This window comes from Streptomyces sp. LUP47B, assembly GCF_001746295.1.
GTDB lineage: Bacteria > Actinomycetota > Actinomycetes > Streptomycetales > Streptomycetaceae > Streptomyces.
The window spans coordinates 828,568-841,341 of the sequence record NZ_MJAH01000001.1 but is presented as its reverse complement, the minus strand read 5'-3'; the positions used below and the strand labels follow the sequence as shown (position 1 = coordinate 841,341).

Below are 12,774 nucleotides of genomic sequence, written 5' to 3'. Positions count from 1 at the left end.
CGCTCCGGGAAGCCGGAGGGACGACGAACGGCACCGCCCGGCGGCGGTGCCGTTCCTGGTTCAAGTCACCTTCTACGGGGCCCACTTGATGTTCGGGTTCACATTGCCGGTCCAGTTGAAGACGGCCATGTTGTCCCAGCCGTTGCCGCTGTTGCTGATGTCGGCCGGGTCCCATCCGTTGCCGGTCACCGCGTACCAGGTGGGCTCCCAGTAGAAGACCCCGATCGCGCCGTTGCTGCGGGCGGCGTTCTGCACGGCGGTGAAGTTGTCCGCCTGCCCCTGCCAGCTGAGCGGATAGCCCGAGCAGCCGGTCGTTATGGAGTTGGCGGTGCTGTCGGCGTTGGCCGAGGTGAACGGGTACGCCGTCTCCGCGATGATGACGTTCTTGCCGTAGCGCGACTTCATGTCGGCCACGACACTGCCCATGTTGGCGATCGTGCCGTGCCACGGGCAGTAGTAGGACAGCCCGGTGATGTCCCAGTTGACGCCCTTGGCCTTGATGCCGTCGTAGAACCAGCGGGCGTTGGCGTCACTGTCGGCGTCGGCGGTGTGGATGATCACCTGGGTGCCGCTGTTGCACGCCTTGGTCGCGTTGTAGCCCGACTTGAGCAGCAGACTGAGGTTGGTGAAGTCGTTGTTGACGACCTTGCCCTCGTTCCACAGCATGCCGACGTTGATCTCGTTGCCGATCTGCACGCTGTCCGGGGTGGTGCCCTGCGACTTGAGGCTGTTGCAGACGTCGTAGGTGTAGTTGTAGACGTCGGTCTGCAGCTGGCTGATGTTGTGGCCGGCCCACGCCGCGGGCTTGTTCTGGTTGCCCGGGTCCGCCCAGGTGTCCGAGTAGTGGAAGTCGACCAGCAGCTTGAGCCCCTTGGCCTTCGCCTGCTTCGCGTACGACAGCACCTTGGCCTTGTTGTTGTAACCGCTCGCGGGGTTGTTCCAGACCCGCAGGCGGACGTAGTTGACGCCGAGGCCCTTGAGGATGTCCAGCGGGTCCTTGGCGGTGCCGCTCGCGTCGTAGTACTTGGCACCGAGGTCGAGGGCGCGCTGGGCGGTCGACACATCGGCACCGAGCATCGTGAGCGAGCCGGCGGCAGAGGCGCTGGTGGGCGCGGTGAGCAGGGATGCGGGCAGGGCGAGGGCCGCCAGGAGCATGGCGGCTCTCACGAGGCGGCGCGGACCTGTGACGGTCATCCCGACCTCCTTGTCTGACATGACCATGTGGATGATTTCCGTGAACGTTCACAGTAGGAGGTGCTGATGACGCTGTAAATACATGTGTCGGCAGCATTTCTACGAGGTTAGAGAGGTGTCGAGTGCGATGCTGGATTGTGTACGTACACAGTTTCTGTGCAAGGCGGTGGCCGCGCACTACGGCATAGGGGCGCCTGCTGATGCGGGCGCCCCTGTGCCGTAGTGCGCGGCCTGACGCCACGCCCTGTATGTCAGTTGAGGATCTCGGCTGCCTTGGTCATCGGGCCCCCGGCGTCACCGGTATTGATCGTTCCCGCCGGTTCCAGCAACAGGATCGCGGTCTCCTCGTCTGCCAGGGGGCAGTGTTCGACTCCGCGGGGAACGACGAACAACTCGCCAGGTCCCAACACCACGTCCCCGTCCCTGAGCTGGATGGTGAGCCGCCCGCTGATGACGAGGAACAGTTCATCGGTGTCCTCGTGGGTGTGCCAGACGAACTCCCCCTTCAGCTTGGCCAGCTTGACCTCGTAGTCGTTGAGCACCGCCACTTTCTTCTGCGACCACAGCTCGCTGAACTGCGCCAGCTTGTCGGCGAGATTGACGGGAACGGCAGACTTGGACATCGGGGATCCCTCCTCATGGGCCGGGCAACCGACCGGTGTCACCAGCCTGTCGGGCCCGGGCTCGGTCAGTCTTGTACGTTCCTTGCGCGGCCGCTTCTTTCGACGACTTCGCCGCCGTCGGGGGACCGGCAGCGTCCGGCGTCCTCCTGCTGTGGTGCATCGGACGTCGGCGCTGATCGGGCCGTTGAGCCCAGCGGCGGGCGTCCTGCTTTCCGGGGGACTTCGGTTCGTGCATGCGCGATCATGGCCCGATGGACGCTCGTTTCCTTGGCATCGCTGAGCTGGTCGACGCCCCGCCCGTGGCCGTCGTGGTCGACGTCATGCGTGCTTTCACTGTGGCTGCCTGGGCCTTTGCCCAGGGGGCGGAAAAGATCGTTCTTGCCGAGTCGCTGGACGAGGCACTGGCACTCAAGGGCCGCCACCCGGACTGGGTGGCGCTCAAGGACGGTCCGCCCGCGCCCGGGTTCGACACCGTCAACTCGCCTGGCCTGCTGCGCTCCCTTGACCTCGGCGGCCGGACCGTCGTGCAGAAGACCACGGCCGGGACGGTCGGCGCCCTCGCGGTCAAGGATGCGTCGCTGGTGCTGTGCGCGAGTTTCGTCGTAGCGGGGGCGACGGCTCGACTCCTACGGACACGCGAGTGCGCCGACGTCACCTTCGTGGTGACCGGCGAGGACGGACACGCCGACGAGGACCTGGCCTGCGCTCAGTACATCGCTCGGAGGGCCACCGGGGCTGCGACGGACGCAGTCGACTTCCTCCGCCGCGCCGGCAAGTCGCGCGCCGCCGCCGAGCTGAGGGAGGGCGTGCGTCAAGGAGTCCATCCCGACGACGTCGCACTCTGTCTTGAGCTCGACCGGTTCCCTTTCGCCATGGTGGCGACCTTGGAGGACTCGCTCATGGTGCTGCGTCCCTACGCAGTGCCTTCGCCGAGCGCCGGGGCTTCTCTCTGACGGTGCGGTGGTGCCCCGTGGATGGGCCTGCCCCGTCTACTACTGCCAGCCTGCTGTCTCGGCGGTACGCGCCTGCCACTGCCTCACCCCTGGACCGTTCGGATCCGCTCGGTGACAGAACTGCTCCAGGTCGGCGCACCTGGCCAGCATGGCGGCCCGGCGAACCGGCCACGCGGGCACAGCCCCGCCGTAGGCGCTGAAGAAGTGGCCGAGCTCCCGATGGTGCTCCGCGTGGTGCATCCGTACGATCCACTCGCACCAGGCCAGATCTTCGACCGCGTCACCAAGGTGAGCGAACTCCCAGTCGACCACGGCAGTGACCTGGAAGGACACCGGGTCCAGGAGCAGGTTGTTGGGCCCGAAGTCCCCGTGGACGAGCACCTTGCCGGCATCGTGCGCGCCCGCCCCGAGGACGCTCGGCGCGGTCTCATGGATGCGACGCAGGAGCGCCCCGCAGGCTTCCAGGACCTGTGCCGCGTGACCCGCCTCCACCAGTTCCTGGCCCGGCGCACCGGCCACGAACCCGAGCGTGAGGACCCCGTCGTCCAGGCCACGCACCGGAGGTACAGGCAGTTTCCCCTGCAACCGGGTCAACAACGCGTACTCCCGCGTACGCCTGATTCCCGCATCGGGCCCTTCGTAGGTCTTCTCCACCACCGATCCGTCGCCGACGGTGCGGTTGGTGTAGCCGTGCTTCAACGGGCGCATCCACCGAGCATCGTTCACGGTGCCGCACTGCGCCTACACCAACCCCGACCTCTCTCGCGCACCATGTCGTACGGGCACAGGCCTTGTCTCGCACGAAGCCACTGCTCGGGCCGAAAATCAGAGCGGACGAGTCTGGAACCCACTCCCATCTGGGCAGGTTGATCACCATGGCCAACGCCCCGAGCCCCATCCACCACCATCTCGTCGAACAACCGCGCCTGACCGACCTGGCCCTCGCTCCCGACGGCGCTCGCTTGGTCGCGTCCGTCCAATCCCTGGACGACGAGGGCACCCTGGACTGCTTGGCGCGGGACGTGGACCGGCCCCGCGTGGTGTGGTCGCTGGGGAGGACGAGCGGCAGGCGTGCGATGGTTTCGAGGAACGCCGCGTTCCGGCCGACGACCGTTCTCGCGCATGCCGTCGCCCTGGCACGTCCAACAGCCCGAGGAGGGAGTCCCGATGACGGCACGACACATCCGGCGCATCGCCGCGCTGGGCAGCTCGTACGCGGCGGGTCCCGGCATCGAGCCGGTCGCCGACCGAAGAGCACACCGCTCCGCCCGGAACTATCCGCAGCTGCTCGCCGAACGGCTCGGTGCCGCACTCACGGACCTCACCGTGAGCGGAGCCACCACCGAGACGATCACCTCCACGCCCCAACGCGTCAGGTTCCACACGTTTCCACCCCAGTTGGACGGTCTGCCCACGGACGCCGACCTGGTGACGGTCACGGTCGGCGGCAACGACCTCCAGTACATCGGCAGCATGGTCCGGCTGGGCCTGGCCGGCCGTCTCTCTTCCGGCCGCCTCTCCCGCCCGCTGGGCACGATGCTGAGCCGGGACGGTGTGCCGCGACCGTCGGAAGCGGACATCGACCGGGCGGCGGCCGGTCTCACGAGGGTCGTGGAGGAGGCCCGAGGCAGAGCGGGAGACGCGCGTGTGATCCTGGTCGACTACCTCACGGTGGTCGGACCGGACACCGGCTACGGCCGCGCGACCCCCTTCGACGAGACGACATTGGAAGAGTTCCGCCGCCTCGGCGGCCAGGTCACCGACGTCTTCACCCGCGCCGCCACCGACACCGGGGCCGAACTCGTCGCCATGGGGCTGCGCAGTCGCGACCATGCCCTGGGCTCGCCCCACCCCTGGGTCACCGGGCTTCCCGAGCGCCTGAGTCGCTCCGGCATCATGGGCGCGTTCCACCCCAACAGCGACGGCATGCGGGCTGTGGCGGACGCGATCGCCGATCAGCTGTGAAGGCCCCCGTGATGCCGACTCTCGCGGCCGGCGTCGAGCGTTTGGCGGAGCTTCAGTCGAAGAGGATGTGCCGCAGCATCCGTGTGAGATGTGCCGTGAGCTGTTCCGGCGGCATCGAGGCGAGCGGGTCGGTTCGTGCGATGTAGCGGCTGAAGGTGGTCCCGATCATCAGGGATCCCACGAGCGCCACCCGAGCGTCCAGGTCGTCGTCCCGAGCCGCCGGCCCTTCGGGGGAGAGCACGGACCGGTAGACGGCGGCGCTGCGCTCCTGCATCGCGGACAGGAGGTCGGCGGCAGCGCGTTCGTCGGATGCGGCACCTCGTACGAGGGCGACGAGCGGGTCGCCCACGGCGTCGGTCTCCATCCGCCGTACGAAGGCGTCGGCGATCCGGTCGGGCAGCGTCGCCGGGTCCCCGGCCGCCACCTGCTCCAGATCACGGTTGCCCGGTACCGCCGCCAGGAAGAGCCGTTCCTTCGACGCGAAGTGACGGGTGATCAGGCCGTGGGTGACACCGGCCCGGCCGGCGATGTCCCTGAGCGTGGTGCGGGCGTAGCCGCGCTCGGCGAAGGCGTGGCGTGCCGCGTCCAGGATGGCCGCCCGGTGTCCCTCGGGATCCCGTCGGCGCCTGCGTGGCGGACTCCCCGGCTCTTCCCGGTCTTTCGCGGTGCCCTCTTCCATGTGATCACTGTACTTCTGGCCGAAGCGTCGTGGGCCGGTGCCGCTATGGTTAATATCCAAACGGATATTAAGAGTTGGGTGCGCCCAACCGGAAGCTGAAGGACGGTCACCGTATGACCAGAACACTCGTGGTAGGCGGCAGTGGCGGATTGGGCGGAGTGATCGCCCGGCACTTCGCCGACCGCGGCGATGACGTCGTCATCACCAGCACGGACAAGGCGCGGGCGGAGGCCACCGCCGCCCGGATAGGCGCCGGCACCCGAGGGCTGGCCCTCGACCTCGGCCAACCGGAGACGATCGGCGCCGCGTTGGCCGACGTGACCGAGGTCGACCACGTCGTCATCACCGCGGTCGGCCAAGCGGCGAACTCCCTGGCGGAGTTCAACGTCACCGATGCGGTCGCGGCGGTGACCATGAAGCTCGTCGGCTACGCCGAGACCGTCCGTGTGCTGCGCGACCGTTTCAACCCCGGCGCCTCCGTCGTGCTCTTCGGCGGGCTCGCCAAGGAACGCCCGTACCCCGGCTCGACCATCGTCAGTACCTTCAACGCCGGGATCACCGGCCTGGTGCGGACCCTCGCCGTGGAGATCGCCCCGCATCGCGTGAACGCCCTGCACCCGGGCCTGATCGGCGACAGCCCGAAGTGGCGGGACGTCCCCAATCCGCCGCACTCGGCCCAGACGCCGATCGGACGGCTGGTGACCATGGCCGAGATCGCCGATGCCACCGAGTTCCTGCTCCGCAACACCGGCATCAACGCCCACGACCTGCACATGGACGGTGGTCTCCTCGTCACCTGACCCTCAGCCGTCCGACCGACGCCGCAACCGCAGCGTAAGGATCTGGAACGGCCGCAGCGTCAACCGGACAGCGTCCTCCAGTTGTTGATGGCTCGAAGGGTCCTCCAGTGGGCGTTCCAGCAGGTCGGTCACGAGGGAGGAGGCCAGAGGGAACCCGGTGGTGAGTGTCGCCGCAGCCCGGGTGCCGCGGGACTCGTAGAGCCGTACGACGACGTCTCCGCTGCGGTCGTCGGCGAGCTTGACGGCCTCCACGATCACGCCCTCGTGGTCCACCGACACCAGCGGGGCGACCGTCGCCCCGCCCGGCACCGCACGCTCGGGCAGATTGAAGCGGTACCCCTCGCGCCTGGCGTCGGTGACATCGGCGCCGATCACCAGCGCGTAGCCGAGCCGGTGGGTGCCCTGGTCCTGGTCCGGGTCGGGGAAGCGGGCGGCGCGCAGCAGGGAGAGGCGGACCGTCGTGGTCGTACCGCCGTCGGAGCGGACGTCACGGGTGACGTCGTGGCCGTAGGAGGAGTCGTTGACCAGGGCGACTCCCCAGTCGGGCTCGCCGACGTGCACGAAACGGTGGGCGCACGTCTCGAACTTGGCCGCGTCCCAGGTGGTGTTGGTGTGCGTGGGCCGCTCGACGTGTCCGAAGGGGATCTCGGCGGTCGAGTGGGCGGCCCGCACGTCCAGCGGGAAGGCCGCCTTGAGGAACTTCTCCCGCTCGTGCCAGTCGACAACCGTGTCGATCCTCAGCGCGCGGGACCCGGTCGGCAACGTCAGGGTCTGCTCGATCCTCGACGCGCCGAAGACCCGGACCACCCGGACACCGTCGGCGGTCGCCGTCACCGACTCGGCATCGGTGAGGTCGCGCACGGTGTTGCGGTAGAAGACGTCGACGTCCCAGGCGTCCCACTGGTTGGGGAAGTCCTGGTGCAACTGGAGCAGATTGCCGACCGCCCCGGGAGCCAGCGCCTCCCGTCCGGCGGTGTGGTCGTGGGCGGAGGTGATCAGACCGCGGGCGTCCACCACGACCCGCACCAGACCGTTGTCGAGGACGAACCCGTCCCCGTCCGGGACCGGCGCCACCGGCACGGCGACGGCCTCCGGGCGCGGGCCCGCGCCGAACGCGGCGACGCCGCCCCGAGCGTGCGGCGCGGAGTTGAAGACCACCACGCCTCCAGCCACCGAGCCTCCAGGCTCCCCGGCCAACGCCCCCTGAGCGGCGCCGATCAGCTCCTCCAGTTCCCCGGCCACGGCCGCGTACGTCTCCTCCGCCTCCCGGTGCACCCAGGCGATCGACGTCCCGGGCAGGATGTCGTGGAACTGGTGCAGCAGCACCGTCTTCCACAGCCGGTCCAGGGCGTCGTACGGATACGGCTGCCCGTGCCGTACGGCCGCGGTCGCCGCCCACAACTCCGCCTCGCGCAGCAGGTGTTCGCTGCGCCGGTTGCCCTGCTTGGTGGCGAGCTGACTGGTCAGCGTGCCGCGATGGAACTCCAGGTAGAGCTCCCCGGACCACACCGGTGCGCCGCCGTTGGCCTCGTACTCGTCGTGCGCGCGCCGGAAGAAGTCGGCCGGTCCCTCCATCTCGACGCGTGCCGAGCCCTCCAGGTCCCTGAGCCGGTCGGCGCGCGCCAGCATCTCGCGCGTGGGGCCGCCACCGCCGTCGCCGTAGCCGAAGGGGATGAGGGAGTGGTTGGCGCCGGCCTTGTCCTGGAAGTTCCGCACGCTGTGGGCGACTTCGGCGCCGGACAGCTCGCCGTTGTAGCTGTCGACGGGCGGGAAATGGCTGAAGATCCGGGTGCCGTCGATGCCCTCCCACCAGAACGTGTGGTGCGGGAACTTGTTGGTGGTGTTCCAGGAGATCTTCTGGGTCAGGAACCACTTCACCCCGGCCAGCTTCATCAGCTGCGGCAGGGCCGCGTTGTAGCCGAAGGTGTCCGGCAGCCACATCTCCTCGGTCTCGACGCCGAACTCCTCCAGGAAGAACCGCTTTCCGTGGACGAACTGGCGCACCAGGGCCTCACCGCCGCTGATGTTGGTGTCGGGCTCCACCCACAGGCTGCCGGCCGGCAGGAACTGCCCGGTCTTCGCCTTCTCCTGCGCCCGTGCGTACACCTCGGGGCGGTGCTCCTTCAGCCAGGCGAGTTGCTGCGCCTGGGACATCACGAACTTGAACTCCGGATGGTCGTCCATGAGGTGGGTGACGTTGGAGACCGTCCGGGCCACCTTGCGCACGGTCTCGCGCAGCGGCCACAGCCAGGCGGTGTCGATGTGCGCGTGCCCCACCGCCGAGATCCGGTGCGCGCTCGCGTGCGCGGGCGAGGCGAGCACCGGCGCGAGGACGGCCCGCGCGGCGGCCGCACTGCCGCTGATGTCCTGCAGGTCGACTGCGTCCAGGGCGAGTTCGACCGCCCGCAGGATCTGCCACCGACGCGGGGAGTCGGGGGACAGCTCGGGCATCAGCTGGTGCAGCACCTCCAGATCCTGGACGAGCTCGTGGACCTCCCGGTCGAACACGGCCAGGTCCAGACGCCGTAGCCGGTAGAGGGGTGCGCCGGGGTCCGCGGCCGGGTCGCCCAGCCACGGCGCCCGGCCGCCCACCGAAGTGGGCCCGAACGTGAGCTCGCCGGGAGCGGTGTGCATCACGACCGGGTTGGCGGCGGCCTCGACGTGAACGGTGAACTCCTCACCTCCTGCGGCCCGTTCGGTCACCGGCAGCCAGGTGTTGCGCGGGTTGAGCGCCTTCACCGCGGTGCCGTCCGGCCGGTAGACCAGCCCCTCGGCGGAGAAGCCCGCGGAGTGGGTGGCGAACCCCAGGTCCAGCACGGCCTCGACCGTCTCGCCGGCCCAGTCCGCCGGGATCGTCCCGCTGAGCTTGAACCAGCTCGTGGACCAGGCGGGACCCCACCACTCGCCGACCCGGGCCGGCCGGTAGGGAGCGGCCAGGCCCTCGGGGACCGGGACCGGCTCGCCGGGGACGTTCCAGATCTCCACGCGGAGAGGGACGGACCGGGCGTGGACGGCGGGCCGTATCCGCTCGTTGAGCACGCGGGCCAGCCGCTGTTCGGTGACTTCACGGTCGTTGTGCATGAGGTGTCCGTCTCCGTGCGAGGTACTACGAGGTGGGGGGAGCGAGTCCGGGTCAGCCCTTGAGCGCGCCGCCGAGCGCGAAGCCGCCGCCGAGTTTGCGGGCCAGCAGCAGGTAGAGCATCACCACGGGCAGCGAGTAGAGGAGCGAGAACGCCGACAACTGCCCGTACTGCGTCTGGTCGTGGGCGGAGAGGAAGGTGAACACGCTGACGGACGCGGGAAGTTTCTCCGGGGACAGCAGCAGGATGAAGGGGACGAAGAAGTTCCCCCACATGCCGATGAACGTGAAGATGGTGACCACGACGACACCCGGCCGCATCAGTGGCAGCACCACCCGCCACAGCACCTGCATGGTGTTCGCGCCGTCGATCCGGGCCGCCTCCTCCAGGACGATCGGCACGCCGTCCATGAAGTTCTTCATCAGCCAGATCCCGAACGGCAGCGCGGACGCGGCCAGGAACAGGGTCGTGCCCGGCATCGAGTCGATCAGGTTCACCTGCACGAACATGCTGTACACGGGGATCATCACGGCGGTGATGGGCAGCCCGGTGGAGAACAGGATCGTGTAGAGGAACGGTCGGCGCACCCGGGACCGGTAGCGCGAGAGCGGGTAGGCGCACAGGACCGACGCCACCACGGTCACCGCCGTGCCGAAGCCGCACAGCAGCAGGCTGTTGAGCATCGGCCGGTAGGTGGTGTCGACGTTGAGGACCGCGTCGAAGTTGTCGAGCGTCAGCGCCGAAGGCCACTTGAGGCGGAAGGAGTTGGTGTCGCTCACCGAGGCGAGCACCATCCACAGCAGCGGCAGGACGTACAGGACCGACACGGCGATCAGGACGAGGTTGATCACGAGGCGACCGGGACGCACACGGCGCGGACGCCCGGGGGCGGGTGCCGGGACCGTCTTCGAGACGGGCGGGGCGGGGGGAGTGGCGACGGCGGCCATCAGTCGTCCTCCAGTTTCAGCAGCCGGATGTACACGACGGAGAAGAGGGCGCCGACGACCAGCAGGACGAGGGCGATGGCGGTGCCGTAGCCGATCAGGCTGTTCTGGAAGGCCTGTTGGTACATGAAGATCGGCAGTGTCTCGCTCTTGTTGCCGGGGCCGCCGCGGGTCATGGTGTAGATCAGCCCGAAGACGGAGAGCGTCTGGAGCGTGATCAGCATCAGGTTGGTCAGGATCGAGGGCCTGATGACCGGCAGCACGACCCGCCACAGCCGCTGCCAGGGGCCCGCGCCGTCCATCTCGGCGGCCTCCACCAGCTCCTGCGGTACGTCGTTGATGGCGGCGGTGAAGACCATCAGCGAGAAGGCGGTGCCGCGCCACACGTTGGCCAGGCACACCGCGAGGATCGGCATCGTGTAGAGCCAGTTCTGGTTCGGCAGATGCACCGCGTCCAGCAGCGAGTTGAGTGAGCCCTGGTCGTAGAAGAAGGCGTACATCAGATAGCCGGCGACCACCTCGGGAAGCACCCAGGCGGCGATGACCACGCCGTTGACGAGGGCCCGTACCGGCTGGGTGGCCTTCTGCATCAGGACCGCGAGCGCGAGCCCGAGTGTGTTCTGGCCGATCACCGCGGAGCCGACCACGAACAGCAGGGTCAGCCACATCGCGTTGAGGAAGTCGGTGTCCTTGAACGCCCTGGTGAAGTTGTCGACGCCGACGAAGTGGGTGCCCGAGGCGCCGGTGAGCTGCATGTCGGTGAACGCGTAGTACACGCAGTACGCGATCGGACCGGCCAGGAACACCGCCAGCAGGACCACGGCCGGGACGGTCGGCAGACCGCGCAGCAGCGAACGGACGGCGGGGGCGGGCGCCCCGCGGGACCGGCGGGGGTGACCGCCGGTCCCGGGAGGCGCCGGAGCGAGGGTGGTCACGAAGTGCCCTCCGCGGTCTTGTCGTCGCCCACCGCCGCCTTGACATCGTTATCGAAGGTCGAGGCGGCCTTGTCGACGGAGGCCTGACCGGTCGTCACGGACTCCATCGCCTTCTGGATCGCGGTCGAGACCTGGTTGTACTCCGGCAGCCCGGGCCGGTAGTGGGTGTCGGCGACCAGCTCCGTGAAGAACTTGTTGGTCGGCACCGAGTTCAGGTACGTCGGGTCCGACGCGACGTCCGTGCGCACCGCGATGTTGGCGTTGGTCGCGTTCCACTTGGCGGCGTTGGTCTTCGTCTGGAGGGTGGTCGACAGGAACTTCCAGGCCAGGTCGGGGTTCTTGGCCTTCGCCGGGATCGACCAGGCCCAGCCGCCGGACATGCTCGTGCTGCCGGGCGCCTGACCGTTCTGGGTCGGCATCGCGGCGGTGCCCATCACCGACTGCCACTCGTTCCATGGCTTGGCCGCCGCCGAACTCCAGTTGTTGGGCATCCAGGAGCCGTCGATGTCGATGGCGAGCTTGCCCTCAGGGATGAGTTCGGTGCCCACGGCGGTCCCGAAGTTGGCGCCGAGCGCCTGCTCCTTGGCCGGGCCGAGCCCCTGGCTGTAGAGGGTGTGCACGAAGTCCAGCGCGTCCTTGAAGCCCTGGCTGCCCACGACCCACTTCTTCTGCGAGGCGTCGTAGAGCGACTTGTCGCCGGCCGGGGTGCCGTACAGGAGCATCTCGAAGCCCTGCATGGAGGAGGCCTCGCCGCCCGCCTGGCCGGTGTAGAGGTTGAGCGGGGTGACGCCGGGCAGCTTCGCCTTGATCTTCCTGGCGGCGGCGATTACGTCGGCCCAGGTCTTCGGCTGCCAGGGCACGGAGATCCCGGCCTTCTGGAGGAGCTGCTTGTTGTACCAGATCCCGCGCGTGTCGGTGTCGTCCGGTACGGCGTAGGTCTTGCCGTCGGAGGCTCCGGTCACCGCGCCCTTGGCCGCCTTGGCGTACTGCGCCCAGTCGGCCCACTTGGCGGTGTAGGGGTCCAGCGGCTTGAGGTAGCCGCCCGCGATGTCGGAGTTGATGAGCGCGGTGTCCTCGTAGACCAGGTCGGGCGCGGTCGCGGGGGAGCGCATCATGAGCTGGAGCTTGGTGTAGTAGTCGTTCTCGGAGGCGGTCACCGGCACGAGGGTCACCTTGGTGCCCGGGTTGGCCTTGGTGAACTCCTTCACCATCGAGGCGAGGAAGTTGGCCTGGAGCTTGTTGGTGCTGTCCAGGTTCTGCCAGTAGACGACCTTGATGGACTTGGACGAGCTGCCTGACGAGCCCGAACCGCAGCCGGTGGCGGCCAGGGCGGTGGCGGCGGTGAAGGCCGCGACGGTGACGATTCTCGAGCGCACAGTGGTTCCTCCGGGACGCGAAACCTGAGGGAAAGCCGCGAGTTTTCGGCCTGGAGGCCAGCCCGGACGGCGCGCCGTACTCTGCGCCACCCTGCGCTGATCGGCCTCGATGGCCGGAATTTGATGGGCGTCAGCTAAATCCATTTGATGGATGAAGTCAATGCTTCGAGTATGTAAACTTTCGCCATGCGAGTGCCGGGGGCGGCGGATGTGAGGGGATCAGGT

The 12,774-nt window shown here is 68.5% G+C and carries 11 protein-coding genes; 3 read left to right on the top strand and 8 right to left on the bottom strand.

Annotated features, from left to right (window positions below; translation table 11 throughout):
• Positions 1 to 72: 72 nt before the first annotated feature.
• Both BFN33_RS03720 and BFN33_RS03715 read right to left on the bottom strand, forming a co-directional pair.
• Positions 73 to 1,194 carry a glycosyl hydrolase 53 family protein gene (locus BFN33_RS03720; RefSeq protein WP_088245267.1) on the bottom strand — a complete coding sequence of 374 codons (1,122 nt, stop codon included), beginning with the start codon at positions 1,192 to 1,194 and terminating at the stop codon, positions 73 to 75.
• A gap of 251 nt (positions 1,195 to 1,445) precedes the next feature.
• Entirely contained in the window at positions 1,446 to 1,817 is a 372-nt protein-coding gene (locus BFN33_RS03715) for a cupin domain-containing protein (protein WP_069758359.1), read from the bottom strand.
• Positions 1,818 to 2,068: 251 nt separating this feature from the next.
• Here BFN33_RS03715 and BFN33_RS03710 point away from each other — a divergent pair, with 251 nt between their 5' ends.
• Positions 2,069 to 2,770 (top strand): 2-phosphosulfolactate phosphatase, encoded by a 702-nt coding sequence (locus BFN33_RS03710; protein ID WP_069758358.1) that lies wholly within the window; start codon positions 2,069 to 2,071, stop codon positions 2,768 to 2,770.
• Positions 2,771 to 2,809: 39 nt separating this feature from the next.
• Here the strand turns inward: BFN33_RS03710 and BFN33_RS03705 are convergent, their stop codons facing one another.
• Positions 2,810 to 3,478, bottom strand: a complete 669-nt coding sequence (locus BFN33_RS03705) for a phosphotransferase family protein (RefSeq protein WP_069758357.1) — start codon at positions 3,476 to 3,478, stop codon at positions 2,810 to 2,812.
• 459 nt (positions 3,479 to 3,937) lie between these two features.
• On the opposite strand from BFN33_RS03705, the gene BFN33_RS03700 reads away from it, so the two are divergent.
• Complete coding sequence (locus BFN33_RS03700) at positions 3,938 to 4,735, top strand: SGNH/GDSL hydrolase family protein (RefSeq protein WP_079140580.1); 798 nt, start codon at positions 3,938 to 3,940, stop codon at positions 4,733 to 4,735.
• 52 nt (positions 4,736 to 4,787) lie between these two features.
• Here BFN33_RS03700 and BFN33_RS55225 read toward each other — a convergent pair whose 3' ends face one another.
• Positions 4,788 to 5,414 (bottom strand): TetR family transcriptional regulator, encoded by a 627-nt coding sequence (locus tag BFN33_RS55225; RefSeq protein ID WP_069758356.1) that lies wholly within the window; start codon positions 5,412 to 5,414, stop codon positions 4,788 to 4,790.
• A 113-nt stretch (positions 5,415 to 5,527) separates the two neighbouring features.
• Between BFN33_RS55225 and BFN33_RS03690 the strand changes: the two genes are divergently transcribed.
• Positions 5,528 to 6,214 (top strand): SDR family oxidoreductase, encoded by a 687-nt coding sequence (locus BFN33_RS03690; RefSeq protein ID WP_069758355.1) that lies wholly within the window; start codon positions 5,528 to 5,530, stop codon positions 6,212 to 6,214.
• Positions 6,215 to 6,217: 3 nt separating this feature from the next.
• Here BFN33_RS03690 and BFN33_RS03685 read toward each other — a convergent pair whose 3' ends face one another.
• From BFN33_RS03685 to BFN33_RS03670, 4 genes are read right to left on the bottom strand one after another with little or no spacing between them, the layout of a single operon-like run.
• The gene (locus tag BFN33_RS03685; RefSeq protein WP_069758354.1) at positions 6,218 to 9,295 is read right to left on the bottom strand and encodes a glycoside hydrolase family 38 C-terminal domain-containing protein; all 3,078 of its coding nucleotides are present in this window, start codon (positions 9,293 to 9,295) and stop codon (positions 6,218 to 6,220) included.
• A 52-nt stretch (positions 9,296 to 9,347) separates the two neighbouring features.
• Complete coding sequence (locus BFN33_RS03680) at positions 9,348 to 10,241, bottom strand: carbohydrate ABC transporter permease (RefSeq protein ID WP_079140578.1); 894 nt, start codon at positions 10,239 to 10,241, stop codon at positions 9,348 to 9,350.
• Positions 10,241 to 11,173 carry a carbohydrate ABC transporter permease gene (locus tag BFN33_RS03675; protein ID WP_069758353.1) on the bottom strand — a complete coding sequence of 311 codons (933 nt, stop codon included), beginning with the start codon at positions 11,171 to 11,173 and terminating at the stop codon, positions 10,241 to 10,243. Before BFN33_RS03675 ends, BFN33_RS03680 begins: the two co-directional genes overlap by 1 nt.
• Positions 11,170 to 12,549 (bottom strand): extracellular solute-binding protein, encoded by a 1,380-nt coding sequence (locus BFN33_RS03670; protein WP_069758352.1) that lies wholly within the window; start codon positions 12,547 to 12,549, stop codon positions 11,170 to 11,172. The genes BFN33_RS03675 and BFN33_RS03670 overlap by 4 nt, the downstream gene beginning before the upstream one ends.
• Positions 12,550 to 12,774 lie beyond the last annotated feature (225 nt).